Below are 22,148 nucleotides of genomic sequence, written 5' to 3' on the forward strand. Positions count from 1 at the left end.
CCATGTTCCGCTTATGTCCGAGAAATCGTTGTCTGGCGAACAAACCTTGAGGTGACGCCAACTGGTTTCAAACGTGGCGCGGGCACGCGCGACACTGACGCGCTGGACCGGAGACCCCGCGCCGGAGATCGCCGGACCGATCCCCGATTTTGCGGTCGACGCAGCGGGTCTGCGCGCAGGACTCGACCGCCACCCCACCATCCAGATGATCGATGCCCAGGCCGGGCAGGCGGATGCCGATGTGCGCGTAGCCGATGCCGGCCGGCGTTCCGATTTTGGTGTCAACCTGGCCTACCAGCGCCGCGATCCCCGGTTCGGCGACTATGTCTCGGCCGGTGTGACGGTCAGCCTGCCGTTCTTCACGCGCAGTCGCCAGAATGCCGGGATCGCAGCAGCCCAGGCAAATGCCGGACGAGTGATGGCTGAACGCGAGGCTGCGCGGCGTGAGCTTGCTGCTGATCTCGAGGCCGATATTGCCGATCATCTCATGCACCACGAACAATGGATGCGGGCGCAGGGCACGCTACTGCCGCTCGCCGAGCAGCGGGTGAAACTGGACACCGCCAGCTACGGCGCGGGGCGCGCCAGTCTGGTCGATATCGCCGACGCCTATGCCGCGCTTGCCGATGCGAGCCTCAATACCCTCGACCGCGAAGCCCTGGTCGCCGCCGATGGCGTCCGATTGACCATCACCTATCGGAGCGACGCACGATGAGCCTCGAAATTTCACCGCGCGTCCGACTGGGACTGGCCGCAGCAGCGCTCGCGCTGGTTGCCGGCGGAGCAGGCTATGGCATCGCCCGTCTTGGTGGCGGCGAGGCTCCCGCGATGCAGTCCGCCGGTGAAGGCCGCAAGCCGCTCTATTATTACGATCCCATGGTGCCGTCGCAGCATTTCAGCGCGCCTGGCAAGTCACCATTCATGGATATGCAGCTCGTCCCCAAATATGCCGATGGGAGCGGGAGCGACGCACTCGGCGTGCGGATCGATCCAGCGACCTCGCAGACGCTGGGCCTGCGCACGGTCGTCGTCCGGCGCGGGGAACTCGCCAATAGCCTGACCGCCACCGGCACGATCGATTTCAACCAGCGCGACGTCGCGATCGTCCAGGCACGCGCCGGCGGATTCGTGCAACGGGTCTATGCCCGGGCGCCCGGCGACATCGTCGCCGCAGGCGCACCGCTCGCCGACCTGCTCGTCCCCGAATGGGGCGGCGCACAGGCCGAGTTTCTGGCGGTTCGCCGTACCGGCAACGCGCCGCTGACGAAGGCGGCGCGCCAGCGGCTCCTGTTGCTCGGCATGCCGCCCGGCACCATCGCGTCGGTCGAGCGGAGTGGACGGCCCCATAATGTGGTCACGATCTCGACGCCGACCGGCGGGGTCATCAAGACGTTGGATGTCCGTGCCGGCATGACCATGGCGGCGGGACAGACGCTTGCCGAGGTCAACGGCCTTGGCACCGTCTGGCTCAATGCGGCTGTACCCGAGGCGATCGCTGGACCGCTCAAGCCCGGCCAGACCGTGAAGGCTTCGCTTGCCGCGTTCCCCGGCGAGACTCTGTCGGGCCGCGTCTCCGCGATTCTGCCGCAGACCCAGGCCGACAGCCGGACGCTGACCGTCCGGATCGAACTGCCCAATCGCGGTGGACGCCTACGACCCGGCATGTTCGCGACCGTCTCGTTTGGCGGAGCCTCGCAGCCGGCGCTGCTTGTGCCATCCGAAGCGCTGATCCGCACAGGCAAGCGGACATTGGTGATGCTCGCGCTAGACAAGGGCCGCTATCGGCCGGCCGAGGTGCAAACCGGACGGGAAGCCGGCGGCGATACCGAGATTCTGGCGGGCCTGAGCGCAGGCGAGAAGATCATCGCGTCAGGCCAGTTCCTGATCGATTCGGAAGCGAGCCTGTCGGGCGTCGAGGCGCGGCCGATCGGCGGGACCGCATCGGCAGCGCCCGCCGCCCGCTCCTCCACGTCGCTTTATGAGACGACGGGCAAGATCGAGCAGATCACCGCCACGTCAGTGACGCTCAGCCATGAGCCGGTGCCTTCGATTGGTTGGCCCGCGATGACGATGACCTTTCAGCTTGGCACATCCGGGCTCGCTCGCGGCCTGAAGACAGGAGACCGTGTCCGTTTCGGGTTCGACCAGCCACCTGCCGGACCGACCGTGCGGCGCATGGCCAAGGTGGCAGGCCAGTGATCGCCCATCTCATACGCTGGTCGGTCAAGAACCGCTTCCTCGTCCTGATCGGCATGCTGGCGCTGGTCGGGGCGGGGCTGTGGGCGGTGCGATCGACCCCGATCGATGCGTTGCCCGATCTCTCCGACGTGCAGGTGGTGATCCGCACACCTTATCCGGGTCAGGCCCCGCAGATTGTCGAGAACCAGGTCACCTATCCGCTCACCACGACAATGTTGTCGGTGCCCGGCGCGAAGACGGTGCGTGGCTATTCCTTCTTTGGCGACAGCTTCGTTTATGTGATCTTCGAGGACGGCACCGACCTTTATTGGGCGCGCAGCCGCGTCCTCGAATATCTCAACCAGGTGCAGGGGCGCTTGCCCGCAAGCGCCCGCAGCGCGCTCGGTCCCGACGCCACCGGCGTCGGTTGGGTCTTCGAGTATGCGCTGGTCGATCGCAGTGGCCGGCACGACCTGTCGCAGCTTCGCGGGATTCAGGACTGGTTTCTTCGTTACGAGCTGAAAACCGTGCCTGGCGTCGCCGAGGTCGCGAGCATCGGCGGCATGGTCAAGCAATATCAGGTGCTGCTCGATCCGGTGAAGCTCGCCGCTTACGGCATCACTCATGCCCAGGCGGTCGATGCTATTCAAAAGGCCAACCAGGAAGCGGGTGGCTCGGTGCTCGAGATGGCCGAGGCCGAATATATGGTCCGCGCCTCGGGTTATCTAAAGACACTCGACGATTTTCGCGCGATCCCGCTCAGAGCCGCCGCCGGCGGCGTGCCGGTGACGCTCGGTGACGTTGCCACCATCCAGATCGGCCCGGAGATGCGGCGCGGCATCGCCGAGCTGAACGGCGAGGGCGAGGTCGCGGGCGGTGTCGTGATTCTGCGCTCGGGCAAAAACGCGCGCGAAACGATCTCGGCAATCAAAGACAAGCTCACCGATCTAAGAAAGAGCCTGCCGCCCGGCGTCGAGGTGGTGCCGGTCTATGACCGCTCGCAGTTGATCGATCGCGCGGTCGAGAACCTCACCCACAAGCTGGTCGAAGAGTTCATCGTCGTCGCCATCGTCTGTGGGCTGTTCCTCTGGCACGTCCGCTCGGCGCTGGTCGCGATCCTGACGCTGCCGATTGGCGTCCTGGCGGCATTCGTCGTGATGCGGTTCCAGGGGGTGAACGCCAACATCATGTCCCTGGGCGGCATCGCCATCGCCGTCGGGGCGATGGTCGATGCGGCCGTGGTGATGATCGAGAATGCCCATAAGAAGATCGAACGCTGGGAGCATGACCATCCGGATCAGGCGCTCGATAGCCCGACACGGTGGACGGTCGTCACCGATGCCGCTGCCGAGGTCGGCCCGGCGCTGTTCTTCAGCTTGCTCATCATCACCCTCTCCTTCGTGCCCGTCTTCACGCTGGAAGCGCAGGAGGGGCGGCTGTTCGCGCCGCTTGCCTTCACCAAGACCTATGCGATGGCGTCGGCCGCGATCCTGTCGGTGACCTTGGTGCCGATCCTGATGGGATGGTTGATCCGAGGCCGTATCCCGGCCGAGCAGGCCAATCCCGTCAATCGCTGGCTGACGAACGCTTATCGGCCCGCGCTCGACTGGACGATGCGAAAGCCCAAGACGGTATTGCTGATTGCAACGCTCGTGTTTGCGACCACGGTCTGGCCGCTCACCAGGCTCGGCGGCGAGTTCATGCCGAACCTCGACGAGGGCGACCTACTCTACATGCCCTCGGCGCTGCCGGGGCTGTCGGCGGCGAAGGCCTCGCAATTGCTCCAGCAGACCGACCGGCTGATCAAGACCATGCCCGAGGTCGAAAGTGTGTTCGGCAAGGCCGGGCGGGCCGAGACCGCGACCGACCCGGCACCGCTGGAGATGTTCGAGACCACGATCCAGTTCAAGCCACGCGACCAGTGGCGGCCGGGCATGACGCCCGATAAACTGGTCGAGGAATTGGATCGCACCGTGAAGTTGCCAGGCCTCGCCAATGTTTGGGTGCCGCCGATCCGAAACCGCATCGACATGCTGGCTACCGGGATCAAGAGCCCGATTGGGATCAAGGTTTCCGGCCCGGATCTCGTCCAGCTCGATCGCATCGCCCATGATGTTGAAACGGTAGCCAAGACCATGCCCGGCGTTTCTTCCGCACTCGCTGAGCGGCTGACCGGCGGGCGTTATGTCGATGTCGATATCGACCGCGCCGCCGCAGCCCGGTTCGGGCTCAACATCGCCGACGTCCAGGCTATCGTCTCGGGCGCGATCGGCGGCGAGACCATTGGCGAGACGGTCGAGGGACTGGCGCGTTACCCCATCAGCGTTCGTTACCCACGCGAACTGCGTGACAGCCTAGAAGGATTGCGCGCGCTTCCGGTCCTGACCCCAGCGGGCCAGCAGATCACGCTTGGCACGGTGGCGAAGGTCTCGATCGCTGAGGGGCCGCCGATGCTCAAGACCGAGAATGCCCGCCCCTCGACCTGGGTGTATGTAGATGTACGAGGGCGCGACCTGGCCTCCGTGGTCGGCGACCTGCAGCGCGCGGTCGCGAAACAGGTCAAGCTCTCGCCGGGGGTCAGCATCACCTATTCGGGCCAGTTCGAATATCTCGAGCGGGCCGTCGACAAGCTCAAGCTGGTCGTACCCGCGACGCTGCTGATCATCTTCGTGCTGCTTTACATGATCTTTGGGCGTTTCGACGAGGCTGCGCTGATCATGGGCACTTTGCCGTTCGCCCTGACTGGCGGGTTCTGGATCCTGTATCTGCTTGGCTTCAACCAATCGGTCGCGACCGGGGTCGGCTTCATTGCGCTAGCCGGGGTTTCGGCCGAGTTCGGCGTGGTGATGCTGATCTACCTCAAGAACGCGCTGGAAGAACGCGGTGCCGATCCCGATACTGCTCAAGTCAAGGCGGCGGTGCGCGAGGGCGCACTGCTTCGCGTTCGCCCCAAGGCGATGACGGTCGCGGTGATCCTCGCCGGCCTGCTGCCGATACTGCTTGGATCGGGTGCAGGCTCGGAGGTGATGAGCCGGATCGCCGCACCGATGATCGGCGGCATGCTGACAGCGCCGCTGCTCTCCATGTTTGTCCTGCCCGCCGCCTATCTGCTGCTCCGCCGGCGGCGGGCACAGCCCCTCCACCAACCTGTTTAACCTGCAAGGAGAAGACCCATGAATTCTGTACGACTGACTATCGCCCTTGGCCTCGCCGCTCTGACCGCCGCCTGCGGCAAAAAAGCGGAAACGCCGGTTTCGACTGAGACTAACCAGGCGGCACCTGCAGCTACCGTCATGAACGGCGACATGGGCAACATGGCAATGGCTCCGACTGTGCCGATCAAGGCCAAGGGCAATGGCACAGTCGCGGCCATCGATAAAACGGCCGGCACGATCACGCTCGACCATGGCCCGATCCCCGAAGCGAAGTGGCCGGCGATGACAATGGCGTTTAAAGCAGCGCCTGCAATCATCGATGCGACCAAGGTCGGCGACAAAGTTGATTTTGATCTAACGCTGACCGGCAGCGCGGGTGAAGTGACCGCCATTCACAAGCAACCCTGACCAGCTTCGATGGCGTCGGACTGCTCCGGCGCCACCGGCAAGTCGGCAAGTCGGCAAGTCGGCAAGTCGGCAAGTCGGCAAGTCGGCAAGTTGCCACCCGATGCGGCTCCCTGACAAGGTGGAAGCCGCCGACTTTAGCGGCTCCGATCCTTAGTCGGCGGCGAGGCCGGCGAGAGCGAATTGCCAAAGTCGGCTTCGAGCGCGCCGCCGCTTCTGATGCGGTCGGCAACTAGTTGGCGGGTCGATTCCCCGATGGAAGCAACCATACGTGCACCTTCTCCGCGCTCACGCGCGGTCTGCATGGCAGCATCGACAATGCCTTGGGCCGCTGCCAACCGGGTGTCGGCCAGATTGTTTTCCGGCGAGTTCTTCAGGAACGCGGCGGCAAGACGTTCCTGACCCGGCGCATGGCCGGGCGGCAGGATCGGTCGTTCCACCGCACGAACAGCGCGCTGAAGCTGTACCGGCTGCTGGGCATTGATCTGCACGCCCAAGGCTGCCCCAATCTCCCGCACGCGCTCTAGCGGCGTTTGCTCGGCCGAGATAACGGCATCGACCTGCCGCACTCCGAGATAAGTCAGAAGATGAGATTGATAGACTGGTCCTTTGGCGTGCCGGACATAGGCGAGCTCAATGCGCGCGGCGGCAATCTTCTCGGACGGCGCATCCTGCCCGATCAGCGTTCTCAGACGCTCGCCAGCCTGTTGGCGAGCGGTCGGAAGATACAGCTCCAGTTCCTCGCGCACCTTGTTCAAGGTGATGCGGTAACGCTGCGCTGTCGGGGGCGCGCGCTGGGGGAGCAAGGCGATCCCATGCGCGCCGATGCGCGCTTCCGGCGCGGCGTCGCGCTGAACCGCAGCAGCAGCGAGCACAGACGCCATCGCGCGATGATCGCCCATCAGGAAGCCATGCCGCGACGCGTCCATCCAGAGTGTCTTGTCGATCGAGGCGATACGGATGGGGTGGCCTGCCTCGCGCGCGATATGGGCGGCATGGTGGCGCATGGTGCGCCCATTGCCTTCGCGGAAAGGGTGAATGGCGTTCAGTTCATTGATGTGGTTGCCAAGCCGGTCGAAAAACTCGTCGCGCGCGAGGCCGCGAAAGCCATTCTTCGCCGCCATGTCTGCGAAAAGCTTTTCGAGTTCGCGAGCGATATAAAGGGGTGCGGCAAAGCTCGACCCGCCCTTCGCGATGTTGACGCTGCGATCATCGCCTGCCCAATCATAGAGGTCCTGGAACAAGTGCTTGTGCAGCGTTCGATAGCCATCGGCCGAAGCGGGGAACGTCTGGCGAGCGGCCTGTGCGCCGCGCGCCAGCGTCAACCGCCGCTCGGCTTCGTTGAGCGTGGCATCATCGATGATCCCAAGCCGGTTCCGCAGGATATCGGTGCCGGGATAGGTATAAGGGTCGTCGCCCAACGTCAGCCTGCGGCGGGATGCGGCGGGATGCATTCCCGGCTTGTAAAGGCCGAGAATGATCGATGCCATCAGCGAGGGCGGAACGCCCTCGTCGAGCATTATGGCGAATAGGGCATCGTCGCCATCGGTAGGCGTCATGTCCTCGATCACTAGATTGGCGCGCGCATCGGCAACATCTTCGCGCCAGAGGGCGACCTGCTCGGGTGTGCCGCGCTCGAAGTCCATGCCTCGAACGCGCTCACGAAATGTCTCAAGATCGATCTGCGCCATCCCAATCATCCTTCCCCGTTAACTTTACTCTGTCTATCGTGATTTCTCAACAAATCACTTGGCTGGCCGGTTGCAAGGTCAAAAGAATATAAGCGTCACCAGACTGCCGGTCCGATCGGATAAGTTTCAGTATTCATTCGATAACATGATCGTGAGCACGCGCTTGGTGCGATCCTTGTCCCAAGGGGTATCGCTGCCGAAAGCCAGATCTGGCTCATAATAGTCGATCTTCCAGAAAACGGTCACTGCAATCACCTGGTCATCATCGGGCCGGTCCTGCGTCCACTCACCCGATGCGAGACGGAAGACGGCCCCGAAGTCATGCTCACCATAAGGGTCATTGTTGTCGTCGAATTTCGAGAACCGCGCGATCAACGCCAATGCGGCGGAACGGTCAGCATCGGAGAGGGCCTGAAACCCCATCGTGATATTGGTGACGGACGTGACGCCGGGGATAGCACGCGCGGCATCGTTCAAGCGGCGGATAGCATCGATCTGGTCAGGGTTCTGCATCACTCGTTCCTTTCATCTGGCATGGGTTGCAAGGCCGTGGGCCGGGAAACCCTGCCGTTCCGGCGAGGAACGGGATGGGGAGGGAGGGCGAGAATTTGCCGCTGGCGCGGGCGAGCGGCCTTAGCGCGGTCGACGCCTTCCAGGGCGTCGGGTGCCGCGCTTGGCGGATTACACGGGCGACAAGATTGTCGTTCGGGAACGAAAGGGCAGCGCCCTTGGTGTTCCCTGTCCGCCTCGAGCCTCGGAAGGCTTGGCGGAACGGGTGAAGCTCTTGCGCGCTGGCGCGCATCCGCCTTGACCAGCTCGACGCCATTTCCGTATAAACTACAGTCGCTGTAGAATGAGCATAGCGCGTCGCACTCAAGATCGTGGAAACCACATGCAAATCGGCGAGCTGTCGCGTGCGACTGACACCAAAGTGACGACTATCCGCTTCTATGAGGAAATCGGACTGCTGGGCCAACCAGTGCGAACGGCCTCGGGACGGCGGACCTATGGGCTATCCGATACTGATCGGCTGAACTTCATTCGTAATGCTCGTCGGCTTGGTTTTTCGATCGACGAGGTTCGATCACTGCTTGCACTTGCCGATCAGCCAGAGCGCGATTGCGGGGACGCGGCGAACATCGCAGCACGCCATCTGGCCGATGTAGAACAGCGGCTTAGACAGCTAAGCGCTCTCCGCGACGAGCTCGCAGCCATGAGCGCGGCGGGTTGCTGCGCCAAGACGATGGCGGAATGCCGAGTCATACAGGCCATCGCTCGACCTGCAGTATGATTCGAGCGACATCGATAACCTTCTATCCTCCACGCGCTTGAGGATTTGATCGCTATCCTCTTCAAAGCGACCCGGGACACAAGCCTCACCGATCGCCAACATTATTAATGCGAGCGGATCGCAAATCCCTTGATCCTACAGTAGCTAGAGGTTGTAGAGGGCGTTCATGTCAACGCCGTCACTCCACCACACCCCTTCCATCGCAGCGCCCTCCACAGGTCCGGTCCGCGCCGTCTCGAGGCGCTTGATGCTCGTTGCGGTCGCGATTTTACTAGGTTTGGTGTTGCCGCTTACTGCATTGCGCGCTGCACCGACTGCCGACCAGAATGGCGTGCAAACCGCATGGCGGCTGCTCGACTACGTCGCGGTCGATTATGGTGGCGCGGTCGCTGGGGGGCGGATTACAAGCGCTTCGGAATATGCCGAAATGAAGGAATTCACAGGTTCCGTGTCGGCGCAGCTCGTCGCTCTGCCTCTCAAGCCTGAACGGGCAGCGCTGATTGAAAGAGCGGCACGCCTCCAAAGCGTGATCGCGCGCAAGGGAACGCCGCAGGAAGTCGCAACGCTGGCTCGCGGACTCGCGGCCGACCTACTGAAAGCCTACCCTGTGCCGCTTGCCCCGGCGACGCCGCCCAGCTTTGCCAGGGGGGCGACACTGTTTGGCTCCAGCTGCGCAGCCTGTCACGGCACGACAGGGAACGGGCATGGCCCCGACGCGGCCAAGCTCACGACGCCGCCGATCGCGTTCACCGACATCGAGCGCGCCCGCCAGCGTAGCGTATTTGCGCTATACCAAGTCATAGGCCAAGGCATCGACGGAACGGCGATGCAGAGCTTCGCCGACTTGCCAAGTCAGGACCGTTGGGCGCTGGCGTTCCGCGCCGGCAGCTTCGCCCTGACCGACGATCAGGCGCGGGAAGGGGAGCGGCTGTGGAAGACCGATCCGTCGCTCCGCCAACAGGTCCCCGACCTTCAGACACTCGTGGCGCTCACGCCGTCCGCGCTCGCCGATCATATCGGCGAGGAGCGGGCTTTCGCCGTCATGGCTTATCTCCGCCGCCATCCTGACGCTGTGATCGAACAGGCTCCTGCGTCGCTCTCACTTGTGCGCCAGAAGCTGGCGGCGAGCCTCGATGCCGCCCAAAGGGGAGATCGGCGTGCGGCGAAGGAATTGGCGCTTTCCGCCTACCTGGACGGCTTCGAACCGGTAGAGCCGACGCTGGGCGCACGCGATGCAACGCTGCTCGCACGTATCGAAGGCGCAATGGGCGAGTATCGTGCTGCAATCGATCAGGGTGCCGGGTCCGATGATCTGGCGAACCGCGCGCTCATCCTCAACAATCTGTTCGACGATGCCGAGGCCGCGCTGGCCCCTGGCGCCTCCAGCGATGCATCGACCTTCCTCGGCGCGTTTACGATCCTGTTGCGGGAAGGCTTGGAAGCCCTGCTCATCGTGGTCGCCATGATCGCGTTCCTGCGCAAAGCGGAACGCTCGGAAGTGCTACCCTATGTACATGGTGGCTGGGTCGGAGCGCTTGTGGTCGGCCTGCTCACTTGGGTGGTGGCCACCTATGCGATCGGCATCAGCGGCGCGAGCCGAGAGCTGACGGAGGGGTTCGGCTCGCTATTTGCAGCAGTGGTCCTGCTCTCGGTGGGGATATGGATGCACGGCAAGGCGCAAGCCGATCAATGGCAACGTTACATCCGAGAAAAGATGGCGCGCGCGCTGTCGGGCCGCTCCGCCTGGTTCCTGTTTGGGCTGGCCTTCGTGGTGGTTTATCGTGAGGTGTTTGAAACGATCCTGTTCTACGCGGCGCTGTGGACGCAAGGGAATGGTAGCGCGCTGCTCGCCGGGGCAGGATCAGCGGTCGCGTTCCTCGCCGTGATCGCCTGGGCCATGCTTCGCTACAGCCGCCAGCTCCCGATTGCTAAGGTCTTCGCTTACAGTTCGTGGCTGATGGCGGGGCTGACAGTGGTTCTTGCCGGCAAAGGCGTGGGGGCACTGCAAGAGGCCGGCATCATTAGCATAGCGCCGATCGCCAACGGCCCCCGTCTTTCCATGCTAGGTATATTTCCCACTTGGCAATCCATCATAGCCCAGCTTCTCATGGTGTTGGCAATTGCCACGGGCTTCTCATTCAATCGTCGCAAACGAGATAAGACCGTCGATCTTGCGCCATCTGCGTAAGGCAGGTGCTCCGTAAAAACCGAATTTTTTACTTGCTTCTATAGTAACTGTAGATTGTAGGAAATACGTATGAGTGAAATCCAAACCCCCTCATGCGGCTGTACCGGCGATACCAAGCGGGCGGAGCGCGACCCCGCGTATCGCCGTGCTCTGTGGATCGTCATCCTGCTCAACCTTGGTTTCGGTCTGGTCGAGATCGTCGGCGGGTTTATTGCTGATAGCCAGGCGCTCAAGGCGGATGCGCTCGACTTTATCGGCGACGGGACCATTTCCCTGTTCGGCCTTATCGCCTTGGGCTGGACTGCTCATGCGCGATCGAGAATTGCCCTCGTACAGGGCCTTTTCCTCGGAGCGCTGGGTCTGGGTGTTATCGGATTTGCCATTTGGCGTGCGATGAACGCTGTCGCGCCTGACGCCGATCTAATGGGCGGGATCGGGGTGGTGGCGCTGATAATCAATGTAAGCGCGGCTCTTGTCCTCTCTCGTTTTCGTGAAGGTGACGCCAATGTCCGCGCAATCTGGTTGTTCAGCCGCAACGATGCTCTAGCAAATATCGCCGTTATCGCTGCGGCAGGGCTGGTCGCCTGGACTGGACAAGCATGGCCTGACCTTGCTGTCGCTGGTATTATTGCGCTGCTATTCCTGCATTCGGCATGGGAAATCACGCAGGGAGCCATGGCTGAGATGAACAATCGCCCATAACGGGCGATAATGCGCGGGCGCCGATGCGGGCGCTCTCGCTTTGCGTACCCGACGCAGGAGGGGAGCCGACCGGCGCTGCCACCACTCGTGAACTAACTCACGATGCTACTGCTAAACGGCAATTGCGCTCAAAGATATATCCATTATGCTGGATATATGGAAAATGAGTTAGCAATCTCCGCTTTGAGCGCCTTGGCACAAGGGACGCGGCTCGACACCTTCCGGCTACTGGTGCGGCACGAACCCGATGGCCTGGCTGCCGGAGAAATCGCGCGCCAGCTCGATGTACCGCAAAACACCATGTCGGCGCATCTTGGTATTCTCACCCGGGCAGGCCTGGTGCGTTCCGAACGCCATAGCCGATCAATTATCTACCGCGCCGATCTCGACGGGCTGCGGGCGCTGACCCTGTTTCTCCTCAAGGATTGCTGCGGCGGCAACGCGCAAGTGTGCGCGCCGCTGATCGCTGAACTCTCACCTTGCTGCTGAAAGGATGCCCCGTGGCCATCGATATCGTCATCTACCACAATCCCGAATGCGGCACATCGCGCAACGCGCTCGCCATGATCCGCAACGCGGGCATCGAACCGCATGTGATCGAATATCTCAAGACGCCGCCCACGCGAGCCTTGCTGGTCGAACTGATCGGCCGCGCCGGCATGACCCCGCGCGATCTGCTGCGCGAAAAGGGAACGCCTTTTGACGAGTTGGGCCTTACCGACCCGGCACTGTCCGACGAACAGCTCATGGACGCGATGATGGCGCATCCGATCCTTATCAACCGGCCCCTCGTTGTATCGCCGCTCGGTGTAAAACTGTGCCGTCCTTCCGAAGCGGTGCTTGACCTGCTGCCGACACGCCAGCTTGGCGCATTCGCGAAAGAAGATGGCGAACAGGTCGTAGATGGCGCAGGCCAGCGTATCGCCTGATGCTGCCAGCAATCCTGATCTTCATCGCCACGATTGCGCTCGTTATCTGGCAACCCAAGGGCCTCGGCATCGGGTGGAGCGCCATGGGCGGGGCGCTCGTGGCACTGCTTGCCGGCGTTGTGTCGCTGTCCGACATACCCGTGGTTTGGGACATTGTCTGGAACGCGACGGGGGCATTCGTCTCGATCATCGTCATCAGCCTGCTGCTCGACGAGGCCGGGTTCTTCGAATGGGCGGCGCTTCATGTCGCTCGCTGGGGCAAGGGCAACGGCCGCGTCCTGTTCGCCCTGGTCGTGCTGCTCGGCGCAGCGGTATCGTCCCTGTTCGCTAATGATGGCGCGGCCCTGATCCTGACACCCATCGTCATCGCGATGCTGCGCGCGCTTGGCTATGGCGACAAGGCGACGCTGGCATTCGTAATGGCCGCAGGTTTCATCGCTGATACCGCCAGTCTGCCGCTTGTCGTCTCTAATCTCGTCAACATCGTGTCGGCCGACTTCTTCAAGCTCGGCTTTGGCGAATATGCGAGCGTGATGGTGCCGGTGAATCTGGCCGCGATCGCCGCCACGCTCGGCGCGCTGACGCTGTTCTTCCGGCGCGACATACCGACAAACTATGATATTGCCGCGCTGCGCACGCCGCGCGCGGCGATCCGCGACGCCGCAACCTTTCACGCCGGTTGGGTCGTCCTCCTACTTCTTCTCGTGGGTTTCTTCCTGCTCGATCCGCTAGGCGTGCCTGTCAGCGCGGTCGCCGCCGCCGGCGCAATCGTGCTGCTCGCAATCGCGGGGAAGGGGCACGTCATAGAGACCCGCAAGGTACTGCGCGGCGCGCCTTGGCAGGTCGTCATCTTCTCGCTTGGCATGTATCTCGTGGTCTATGGCCTGCGCAATGCAGGACTGACCGACCATCTTGCTACGCTGCTCGATCGCACTGCGCAGGGCGGGGTGTGGGGTGCCGCGATGGGGACCGGCGTGATCGCTGCGGTCCTGTCATCCGTCATGAACAACATGCCGACGGTATTGGTGGGCGCACTGTCGATCGACGCCACCCACGCCACAGGAGCGGTCAGGGAAGCGATGATCTACGCCAACGTGATCGGCTGCGATCTTGGCCCAAAAATCACACCCATCGGATCGCTTGCCACGCTGCTGTGGCTTCATGTCCTCGGGAAAAAGGGCATTCGCATCGGTTGGGGCTATTATTTCAAGGTCGGCGTGACGCTGACGGTTCCGGTGTTACTGGTGACGCTCGCAGCCCTCGCAATCAGGATCAGCATGGTATGACGGCGCTCGTTTATCTTGGCGCAGCAATCGCAGAAATCGCCGGCTGCTTTGCTTTTTGGGCATGGCTTCGACTGGGCAAGTCCCCCCTATGGCTAGCGCCGGGTGTCGCGTCGCTGATGCTGTTCGCATGGCTTCTGACCCGCGTTGACAGCGACGCGGCGGGGCGCGCCTACGCTGCATATGGCGGCATCTACATTTGTGCGTCCCTCGCGTGGCTATGGGCTGTGGAAGGCGTGCGTCCAGATCGCTGGGACGTCGGCGGAGCCGCCCTTTGCCTCATTGGCACCTGTGTCATCCTGCTAGGACCAAGGACCGCCTGATGCCTCTTCGCGATCTCCACGACGCCGACAATCTTCCGGCGCTCGATACGGCTTATGTCCATCAGCGCCCCGCCCTGGGGCTGGGCGCGCTCGATCCCGCGCCGCGCATTCTGCTGCTCTATGGCAGTCTGCGCGAGCGATCATTTTCCCGTCTCGCCGTGGAGGAAGCCGCGCGGCTTCTACGTTTGTTCGGCGCGGAAACGCGCATCTTCGATCCATCGACCCTGCCGCTGCCCGACCAGGTGGCGGGAGACGATCACCCCGCCGTCCACGAACTGCGCGACCTGGCGCTGTGGTCGGAGGGGCAGGTGTGGTGCAGCCCGGAGCGGCACGGCCAGATCACCGGCATCATGAAGGCGCAGATCGATCATCTGCCGCTGGAAATGAAAGGGATGCGACCGACGCAAGGTCGCACTCTGGCGGTCATGCAGGTTTCCGGCGGCTCGCAGTCGTTCAATGCCGTCAACTCGCTTCGCCTCCTCGGCCGCTGGATGCGGATGTTCACCATCCCCAATCAGTCGTCCGTGGCAATGGCATACAAAGAGTTCGACGAGGCGGGCCGCATGAAAGCGTCCAGCTACTATGACCGCATCGTCGACGTTATGGAGGAACTGGTGCGTTTCACCGTCCTGTTGCGCCCGCACGCGGACCAGCTCGTGGATCGCTACTCCGAGCGTCGATCATCGGGCGTGCCGGTCGATCCGGCTACGGATCTGTCGAGCATCGCTATTGCGGCGCAAGGACAGCGCCCTTGATCGTCACTCAGATCCGATCTGCCACAACAGGCGACGCCCGCGCCATACAGGCGATTTACGCGCCTATGGTCGAGCATACCGCCATTTCCTTTGAGGAAACGCCGCCCAGCGTGACCGAGATGACGGCACGGATCGAGGCCACCATCCAGGATTATCCCTACCTGGTGGCAGAGCAGGGCGGCGAGGTCGTAGGCTATGCCTATGCCAGCCAGCATCGCACTCGCGCGGCCTACCGCACGTCCGTCGATGTGACGGTCTACATTGCCGAAGGGGCAAGGCGGACGGGGGTCGGGCGTGCCCTTTATGGCAAGCTGCTACCTGACCTTTCCGGACGCGGTTTTCATGCAGCGTTCGCTGGCATCGCATTACCCAACGAGGGCAGCATTGCTCTGCACGAGAGAATGGGTTTCACACCACTCGGGATCTACCGTGAAGTAGGCCGCAAGCTCGGAAAGTGGCACGATGTAGGCTGGTGGCAGCGTCTTTTGCGAAAAGGGCCTGACTGGATTGCATAGTCGCCCCAGCGCCGCGCGGCCTTGGTCGCGCGGCGCCGCAGGTCCGCCAGGACCGGCGAGCGCGCCCGTCATGCCGTGGCATGGCGGGCGCGCCGGGGCGACGGGCGTACCGCACCGGATCTTGATATGGAGAGAGAAGGGGCCGGTTCGCACCAGCCCCCGCTCGGTCAGGCGTCTTCGTTCTCGGCCAGCTCCTCTTCATCCATCATGTCGCTTTCCTGATCCATGCTCTCGTCCGCCTGATCGAAGGCACCGATCTTCATGGGAGCGGGAAGCCACCCTGCGGGCAGGCGTCCTGACACGTTGACGGCGAGGTCGGCCTTCTTCTTGATGGTTGCGCAGTTCTCCGCACTTGCCGCACCGACTTCATCGGTCAGAAGAGTAATCAAGGCAGCGCGGCGCATCTTGTCGAACAGGGCAATCGGGGCGGTCCAGCGAGCCGCGATGTCCACCCCGCTTGCGCGCGCGATCTGCTCGAACTGGTGATGCCGCTGACCGGGGGAACCACCCGAAAATACGGTGCCGTCCACCATCATCGCGACAAGGCCCGCCAGCAGCGTCATCTTATCCTCGCCCGTCATGGCCCGGATCGTCTCGAACCGGCCTTCTTCGGGGATGGAAGCGAAGCGGCTAGCCATCACTTCCTCAACAGCCTGAACGTCGCTGGTCGCCATCAACTCGTCTGCAACGTCGGTGGCGATGGCCTTGGCCTGCACCTCGACCGCCATCTGGTAGCTGTGGGCACCATGAAGCAACTGCCCGACAAGGCTGTCCAGCAGAACATCGAGAGCCAGCGCCGGGTCGGCCGCGACCGCTTCCTGTCAAACGGCGTTCAAAAGGGACCCCCGATCGGCGTCGAAGAGGGACCCCCTTTTCAGATAATATGATGCTGGTTTGTTGAAGATGGCCTTGCGCTGCGTGCGGCGGAGGGCGGGCGTAGCCCGACCGGAGGCGCGCGCAGCGCAAGATAGATTTTTGAAGGCGCCGAAGGTGGCTGTCAGCTGCGGTTTTTGAAGCGCCAGCTGTCGTTGCCCGTCTCGACGATATCGCAGTGGTGGGTGACGCGGTCGAGCAGCGCCGTGGTCATCTTGGGATCGCCGAACACGGTCGGCCATTCGCCGAAGGCGAGGTTCGTGGTGATGATGACGCTGGTCCGCTCATAAAGCTTGCTGATGAGGTGGAACAGCAACTGCCCTCCCGAGCGGGCGAACGGCAGATAACCGAGCTCGTCGAGAACGATCAGGTCGAGCCGCGACAGCTGCGCCGCCAGGGTCCCGCCTTTGCCGATCCGGGTCTCCTCTTCGAGGCGTGTCACCAGATCGACGGTGTTGAAGTAGCGGGCGCGAGCGCCCCTTCGCACGACATTGGCGGTGATCGCGATGGCGAGGTGGGTCTTGCCTGTCCCCGTGCCGCCGACCAGCACGATATTGCGGCGAGGCGGGAGGAAGGAGCCATCGTGAAGGGAGCGGATCATCTCCTCATTGATCGGTGTGCCCTCGAAGCTGAACCGCTCCAGGTCCTTCACCACGGGCAGCCTCGCAGCCGTCATCCGATAGCGGATGGAGGCTGCATCCCGGTGGGTCGCCTCAGCACGGAGCAGGTCGGTCAGTATCTCCATGGTGGTGCGCTTGCGCTGGAGGCCGGTGGTGACCGCCTCGTCGAACGCCGCCGCCATGCCCTTGAGTCCGAGGCCGCGCATCGTGTCGATCATATCATGCCGCTGCATCATAGCCTCGCAGCAGATCATAGCGGGCACAGTCGGCGAGCGGAGGATGCTGCAGCATCCGGTCTTCCGAAGTGACGATGCTGTGGGGTGTCGCCGGCTCGCGGCGCCGGGAGAGGATGTTGAGGATCAGCTCGTCGCTGGCCGTTCCGTTCGCCAACGCTTCGCGCACGGCAGCCTCTACCGGCTCCAGGCCATCGGTGAGCACCGCCGAGAGGACCCGCACGAACCTGCGATCGGCCTCGTCCCCGGTGCCGAGCCTTCGCCGTAATCGGTGCAGGGCGGGCGGCAGATCCCAGTCCTGGAACGGTGCGCCGTTACGCAGCGCGCCGGGCTTGTGCGCGAGGACCGGCAGATAATGCCAGGGATCGTATATCGTGCGGTTCCGACCGAAGTGGCGCTCATGCTCCCCGACGATCGCATCGCCGCAGCGTATGACGATGCGATCGGCATAGGAGCGCACCTGAACGGTCCGGCGTGCGGCCGTCGACATGACCGAGTAGCGGTTGCGATCGAAGCTGATGAGGCAGGTGCCGGTGACGGCATGCTCGCTCTCATGGAAGCCGTCGAACGGTGCCAGGATCGGCTGCAGGGCCGGTCGCTCCATATCCAGCGCCTCGGCGACGGTAATATCCCCGCGTTCGGGATGGGCATGATGCTCGGCCCAGCGCCGGCACTCGGCCTCCAGCCACCCGTTGAGCTCGGCCAGGCTGGCGAACCGGAGCCGCGGCTGGAAGAAGCGGCCTCGGATTGTCTGGACCTGCTGCTCGACCTGGCCCTTCTCCCATCCCGCCGCCGGCGAGCAGGCGGTCGGCTCGACCATGTAATGATCGGTCATGATCAGGAAGCGGCGGTTGAACACACGCTCCTTGCCGGTGAACACGGCCGTCACCGCCGTCTTCATATTATCGTAGATACCGCGTCGCGGCACACCGCCGAAGAACGCGAACGCCCGGGCATGGGCATCGAACAGCATCTCCTGGCCCTCGCGCGGATAGGCCCGGACATAGGGTGCGCGCGAGTCGCAGAGACGCATATGCGCCACCTTCACCCGCATCGGCTTGCCGGCGATCTCCACATCCTCGTGGCTCCAGTCGAACTGGTAGGCCTCACCCGGCTGGAAGGTCATCGGGATGAACGCCGGTGCGCCTTCGCCAGCATCCTTCCGCCGCGCAGCACGCCAGCGCGCCGCATAGCGGCGCACCGCATCATAGGATCCATCGAACCCCTCGCGCACCAGCAGGTCATGGATACGCGTCATCCGTAGCCGATCGCGGCGGCCGCGACCTTCGTTCTCCTCAAGCAGCGCATCGAGACGATCCTGATAAGGACCGATCCGCGGCAGCGGCTGGACTTTGCGCTGATAGTTGAACGCCGCCTCCGGCGACCGGATCGCTTTGCGGACGACCTTCCGCGACAAACGAAGGTCACGAGCGATCGCCTTGATCGCCTTACCCGCTGCATGCTCACGCCGAATCCGAACCACTGTCTCCACGATCAACATCCCGTTCTCGCCAACTGATCAAAACCAGTCGGCCGACTAAATCCCCGGGATGAAGGGGTCCTTTTTGCACGCCGATCACCCCACGAAGGGGGTGCCTATTGCACGCTGATCCTCACGCTTCCTGCACGATCCGCGTCTTGATGCGCGACAGTTCGGCAAACAGCGCGTTGCTGTAGAGCGGTGCCGGTCCACTCTGGCTCGCCTTGGGCTTGGGTTCGGCCTTGGCGCGATAGATGCTCTTGCCCAGCGTCCCGTCCCGCGAAATCCATAGCGCGACGCCGCCCACCGATACTTGCTCGGGAGTGAAAGCGCGCTGGCTTTCCATGATCGCTTCCTGCTCGTCCACCAGCGGTTCGATCCGCTCGCTGTCCTCGCCTTCATCGTCGGCAATCGCCTCGATTTCGGCGGCAAGGACGGCCATGCGCTCCGCTTCGGCCTCGGTCGGCTCGCGCGTGGCGGGATACATGCTGCCCTTCATGTAGAGGTCATAGGGCCGCTCGATTTCCGCGCGCACTTCGTGCCACCCGACGCTGCGATAGTCGGCAGCGATGGCCTCCAGCTTGTCCTCCGCCAATTCCTGCACCAGTTCGGGGCTGTCAGCAAAACCCTCATCCCCTTGGCTGAACAGGTCCACGGTGATCGTGCCGCCCTTCGCCTCATAGGCTTCGCGCCCGACGAACAGGAACATGCCGCTGGTCGTATCGACCTTCTCGGTGGTGAGCATCCGGCGGATGGTATGGGCCTGCCCGTTCGCCGCCTTGCACACCTTCACTTGGAAGTCGTGATCGTCGGTGAGGGTAAGCGCGCGGGCGGCTTCAAGGGTCAACTGGTCCTTGGCGATCAGGCCGATCAGTGCCGGAGCGAGCGCTGAAAGGCGCAACATTTTGTAGACAAAGCTGACGGCCTGACCGAACCGGGCCGCGATTTCCTCGGCGTCCATGCCGGTATCGCGCAGGGCCGCAAAGGCGCGGATACTGTCGGCAGGGTGCATATCTTCCCGCTGGAAATTCTCTGCCAGAGACAGTTCGATGGCCTCTTCCTTGCTGCGTACCTCGACAGGGAAAAGATCGCTGTTCCTGACCTTCTTGCGCTTCACCAGTTCCTTGAGGCCGCGATAGCGCCGTCCCCCTGCGAATACCCATAACAGGCCGTCTTCCTCATAGGCGACAAGGTTCTGCAACAGGCCATGCGCGTGAATATCGTCGGCCATGGACTCGATTGCCGATGGCTTGATGCGGCGCTGATTGAGGGGGGAAAGACGAAGCTGCGACAGCTTGGCGGTGATGATAGCCATGATGAATGCTCCTGATCTGTAATGTCGATTGGGGGAGGTCAGCCTTCGAGGGCTGCGAGTTCGTCAAATTCGGCGGAAGCGCGCGTGGCGGCGTCGCCTGTGTAGGTCGCGCCAGTGCGCGGATAGAAGAACACGCGCTCGCCCTTGCGGTAGGGGCTGCCGTCCGCGCCGGTCCCGTCCACTTTGGCCCGTTTCCAGTAGGGATCGCCCTTGTATCGTGTGTAAGCCATTGTCCTTGTTCTCCTTCCTTCGGGGCTGAAAGCCGCTTGCTCTGCGGCATGCGGCTCTGCCTCTCCGGCGAGGAGCGGGATGGAGAGGGAGGAGGAAAATCGATGGCCTGGCGCGGGCAGGCCGCCCTAGCGCGGCCGACGCCCGTCAGGGTGTCGGCCGCGCTAGGCGGACCACACGGGGGTGTCGATTTTGCTTCGGGAACGAAAGGGCAGCGGCCCTTGGTGTTCCCCGCGCGCCCGGGCCTCCAGGGGAGGGCCGTAGGGCCAAGGGATGATGTCGCGCTGTGCGCGGCTATTGGGGGTGTGCCACATGGCACACCCCCTCACGCGAGGATCGTTACCCTAAATGGGCCAAGACGCCGGTACGGTGGCTTGGTCGGCGCCTGCCGCCGATAGAGCCGTGCCCGGCAGGGCCGCGCCCTGTACCTGTGTTCTTAGAGCCCGCACATCAGCGTATGAGGTTACAAGCGCCCCGGTGCGCCCGAAGACAAAGCGTCGATGACCTTGCATTCCGCGATCGTCGTTGCCTCGCAGTCGCCGCCCCAACGCACCACCTCGCTCCGCAAAGCCGTCAGATCGGCGAGCTTACGATCGATCTCGTCGATATGGAGTGCCACGATGCTGTCCACTTCCTCACACGACCCCCGAGGATTATCGGCCAGACGCAGAAGGTCGCGAACCTGATCGAGGGTAAAGCCAAGATCGCGTGATCGTTTGATGAAGGACAATCGATCGAGATGGGTCTGGCCATACAGCCGGTAATTTCCGCCGCTACGTGTTGGCGGTTCGATCAACGCCTCGGCCTCATAGAACCGGATAGTCTCGATTTTCAGCCCGGTTCGCTTGGCAATGACACCGATCTTCATGAGCCGTCCCTTGACCCTCTAGTAGGATGAGGGTTCATATAGGGTGCCCGACGCACGAATCGAGGCATCAGATGGCGGACGACTGCTGTTCGAAAAAAAGTGATACGATCGCTGAGCTGGGCCGAAAGGCGGATCAGCGCCGCGTTCTGATCACCGTGATGGTGATCAACTTCGTGATGTTCATCGCCGAGTTCGGCGGCGGCGTGGCGGCACGCTCATCGGCGCTGATGGCGGACTCCGTCGATATGTTTGGCGATGCGGTCGTCTATGCACTGAGCCTTTACGCCTTGAGCCGGGGACCGCGCTGGGAGGCAGGGGCCGCGCTTGCCAAGGGCGGCATCATCCTTGTTTTCGGCATCGCGGTGGTCGTCGAGATTGCCGACAAGCTCGTGAACGGCGTGCCGCCCTCATCGACGCTGATGCTCGCGTTCGGGAGCGCCGCACTTGTGGCCAACGTCGTTTGCCTGGCGCTGCTGTGGCGATTCCGCACCCAAAATGTGAATATGTCGAGCACGTTCGAATGTTCGCGCAACGACGTGGCCTCCAACATCGGCGTGTTGATTGCTGCCGGACTGGTAGCCGCGACAGGCTCGGTCTGGCCCGACATCGCCGTTGGCGCGGTGATCGCGCTCATCTTCCTGCGGTCGGCGTGGCGCGTGCTGGGCGAGGCGATCCCCGCATGGCGCGACGCGCGGCCAGCGCCTCCCCAAGTTACGCGATGACACTGGCCGGGATATCGTTTAGGTCACAACACATGCTGCGCAGGCTCTGCTCACTCTTGCTGGTTATGATCGCGTCGTCGCTTGTGCTGACGGCGACGATCCATGCGCGCGAGGTTTCCGGGCAGATCATGGTGGATTGCGCCGGCGTCGTACATGAAGATGGCGATGCTGATCAGTCTCAGGGCGACGCCGACAAGGCGATGCCCCATCACCACAGCACCTGCCATGGTCCAACATTGGACATACCCGATACAAGCGATCTTTATTCGCTTGGCGAGGCAAGCGGCTTGCATCCGTTCCCTGCGCCGCAAAGCGCCCTGGCGTCTTATCGGACTGGCCCCGCACTAAGGCCTCCCGCCGCCTGACATCGCCCGCCGGTCGGCATCCGCCGATC

At 63.1% G+C, this 22,148-nt stretch carries 23 protein-coding genes; 15 read left to right on the forward strand and 8 right to left on the reverse strand.

From position 1 onward, the window contains the following. The first annotated feature begins 73 nt into the window (after positions 1–73). The 4 genes from ACZ2HM_RS21165 to ACZ2HM_RS21180 are packed head-to-tail and all read left to right on the forward strand — an operon-like array spanning position 74 to position 5,741. A complete protein-coding gene (locus ACZ2HM_RS21165; RefSeq protein WP_470426946.1) occupies positions 74–715 on the forward strand; it encodes a TolC family protein in 642 nt (213 codons plus the stop codon). Continuing rightward, positions 712–2,199 (forward strand): efflux RND transporter periplasmic adaptor subunit, encoded by a 1,488-nt coding sequence (locus tag ACZ2HM_RS21170; protein ID WP_470426947.1) that lies wholly within the window; start codon positions 712–714, stop codon positions 2,197–2,199. The genes ACZ2HM_RS21165 and ACZ2HM_RS21170 overlap by 4 nt, the downstream gene beginning before the upstream one ends. Then, positions 2,196–5,333, forward strand: coding sequence for an efflux RND transporter permease subunit (locus ACZ2HM_RS21175; RefSeq protein WP_470426948.1), 3,138 nt, complete (start codon positions 2,196–2,198; stop codon positions 5,331–5,333). The genes ACZ2HM_RS21170 and ACZ2HM_RS21175 overlap by 4 nt, the downstream gene beginning before the upstream one ends. 18 nt (positions 5,334–5,351) lie before the next feature. After that, positions 5,352–5,741 carry a copper-binding protein gene (locus tag ACZ2HM_RS21180; protein ID WP_470426949.1) on the forward strand — a complete coding sequence of 130 codons (390 nt, stop codon included), beginning with the start codon at positions 5,352–5,354 and terminating at the stop codon, positions 5,739–5,741. Between the two features lie 134 nt (positions 5,742–5,875). Here ACZ2HM_RS21180 and ACZ2HM_RS21185 read toward each other — a convergent pair whose 3' ends face one another. Continuing rightward, on the reverse strand, positions 5,876–7,429 hold the full coding sequence (locus ACZ2HM_RS21185) for a Fic/DOC family protein (protein ID WP_470426950.1): 1,554 nt from the start codon (positions 7,427–7,429) through the stop codon (positions 5,876–5,878). A gap of 126 nt (positions 7,430–7,555) precedes the next feature. Next, complete coding sequence (locus ACZ2HM_RS21190; RefSeq protein ID WP_470426951.1) at positions 7,556–7,942, reverse strand: DUF3768 domain-containing protein; 387 nt, start codon at positions 7,940–7,942, stop codon at positions 7,556–7,558. A gap of 379 nt (positions 7,943–8,321) precedes the next feature. Here ACZ2HM_RS21190 and ACZ2HM_RS21195 point away from each other — a divergent pair, with 379 nt between their 5' ends. From ACZ2HM_RS21195 to ACZ2HM_RS21235, 9 genes are all read left to right on the forward strand, one after another. Next, on the forward strand, positions 8,322–8,720 hold the full coding sequence (locus ACZ2HM_RS21195) for a MerR family transcriptional regulator (RefSeq protein WP_470426952.1): 399 nt from the start codon (positions 8,322–8,324) through the stop codon (positions 8,718–8,720). A gap of 247 nt (positions 8,721–8,967) precedes the next feature. Further along, positions 8,968–10,908 (forward strand): FTR1 family protein, encoded by a 1,941-nt coding sequence (locus tag ACZ2HM_RS21200; RefSeq protein WP_470426953.1) that lies wholly within the window; start codon positions 8,968–8,970, stop codon positions 10,906–10,908. A gap of 69 nt (positions 10,909–10,977) precedes the next feature. Beyond that, entirely contained in the window at positions 10,978–11,610 is a 633-nt protein-coding gene (locus ACZ2HM_RS21205; protein ID WP_272800741.1) for a cation efflux transmembrane domain-containing protein, read from the forward strand. 156 nt (positions 11,611–11,766) lie between these two features. Further along, entirely contained in the window at positions 11,767–12,099 is a 333-nt protein-coding gene (locus ACZ2HM_RS21210; RefSeq protein WP_470426954.1) for an ArsR/SmtB family transcription factor, read from the forward strand. Between the two features lie 11 nt (positions 12,100–12,110). Further along, positions 12,111–12,539: an arsenate reductase (glutaredoxin) gene (arsC, locus tag ACZ2HM_RS21215; protein WP_470426955.1), complete on the forward strand. Its 429-nt coding sequence runs from the start codon at positions 12,111–12,113 to the stop codon at positions 12,537–12,539. Then, positions 12,539–13,825 (forward strand): arsenic transporter, encoded by a 1,287-nt coding sequence (locus tag ACZ2HM_RS21220; protein WP_470426956.1) that lies wholly within the window; start codon positions 12,539–12,541, stop codon positions 13,823–13,825. Before arsC ends, ACZ2HM_RS21220 begins: the two co-directional genes overlap by 1 nt. Continuing rightward, on the forward strand, positions 13,822–14,145 hold the full coding sequence (locus tag ACZ2HM_RS21225) for a YnfA family protein (protein WP_470426957.1): 324 nt from the start codon (positions 13,822–13,824) through the stop codon (positions 14,143–14,145). Before ACZ2HM_RS21220 ends, ACZ2HM_RS21225 begins: the two co-directional genes overlap by 4 nt. Then, complete coding sequence (gene arsH / locus ACZ2HM_RS21230; RefSeq protein WP_470426958.1) at positions 14,145–14,900, forward strand: arsenical resistance protein ArsH; 756 nt, start codon at positions 14,145–14,147, stop codon at positions 14,898–14,900. The genes ACZ2HM_RS21225 and arsH overlap by 1 nt, the downstream gene beginning before the upstream one ends. Further along, positions 14,897–15,415 (forward strand): arsinothricin resistance N-acetyltransferase ArsN1 family B, encoded by a 519-nt coding sequence (locus ACZ2HM_RS21235; RefSeq protein ID WP_470426959.1) that lies wholly within the window; start codon positions 14,897–14,899, stop codon positions 15,413–15,415. The genes arsH and ACZ2HM_RS21235 overlap by 4 nt, the downstream gene beginning before the upstream one ends. A 167-nt stretch (positions 15,416–15,582) precedes the next feature. Here ACZ2HM_RS21235 and ACZ2HM_RS21240 read toward each other — a convergent pair whose 3' ends face one another. The 6 genes from ACZ2HM_RS21240 to ACZ2HM_RS21265 all read right to left on the reverse strand — a co-directional run bounded on the left by ACZ2HM_RS21240 (position 15,583) and on the right by ACZ2HM_RS21265 (position 21,032). After that, a complete protein-coding gene (locus ACZ2HM_RS21240) occupies positions 15,583–16,170 on the reverse strand; it encodes a hypothetical protein (protein ID WP_470426960.1) in 588 nt (195 codons plus the stop codon). A gap of 242 nt (positions 16,171–16,412) precedes the next feature. Next, positions 16,413–17,141, reverse strand: a complete 729-nt coding sequence (gene istB, locus ACZ2HM_RS21245; RefSeq protein ID WP_031304487.1) for an IS21-like element helper ATPase IstB — start codon at positions 17,139–17,141, stop codon at positions 16,413–16,415. Then, complete coding sequence (gene istA, locus ACZ2HM_RS21250; protein WP_021238707.1) at positions 17,128–18,642, reverse strand: IS21 family transposase; 1,515 nt, start codon at positions 18,640–18,642, stop codon at positions 17,128–17,130. Before istA ends, istB begins: the two co-directional genes overlap by 14 nt. 112 nt (positions 18,643–18,754) lie before the next feature. Then, positions 18,755–19,936, reverse strand: a complete 1,182-nt coding sequence (locus ACZ2HM_RS21255; RefSeq protein ID WP_470426961.1) for a ParB/RepB/Spo0J family partition protein — start codon at positions 19,934–19,936, stop codon at positions 18,755–18,757. Between the two features lie 38 nt (positions 19,937–19,974). After that, positions 19,975–20,166 (reverse strand): hypothetical protein, encoded by a 192-nt coding sequence (locus tag ACZ2HM_RS21260; RefSeq protein ID WP_470426962.1) that lies wholly within the window; start codon positions 20,164–20,166, stop codon positions 19,975–19,977. Positions 20,167–20,627: 461 nt separating this feature from the next. Beyond that, positions 20,628–21,032 carry a MerR family transcriptional regulator gene (locus tag ACZ2HM_RS21265; RefSeq protein WP_470426963.1) on the reverse strand — a complete coding sequence of 135 codons (405 nt, stop codon included), beginning with the start codon at positions 21,030–21,032 and terminating at the stop codon, positions 20,628–20,630. A 71-nt stretch (positions 21,033–21,103) separates the two neighbouring features. Here ACZ2HM_RS21265 and ACZ2HM_RS21270 point away from each other — a divergent pair, with 71 nt between their 5' ends. Both ACZ2HM_RS21270 and ACZ2HM_RS21275 read left to right on the forward strand, forming a co-directional pair. Then, complete coding sequence (locus tag ACZ2HM_RS21270) at positions 21,104–21,754, forward strand: cation efflux transmembrane domain-containing protein (protein ID WP_470426964.1); 651 nt, start codon at positions 21,104–21,106, stop codon at positions 21,752–21,754. 32 nt (positions 21,755–21,786) lie between these two features. Next, on the forward strand, positions 21,787–22,119 hold the full coding sequence (locus ACZ2HM_RS21275) for a hypothetical protein (RefSeq protein WP_083217033.1): 333 nt from the start codon (positions 21,787–21,789) through the stop codon (positions 22,117–22,119). Positions 22,120–22,148: the final 29 nt, after the last annotated feature.

Source organism: Sphingobium sp. KKT206, assembly GCF_055640555.1.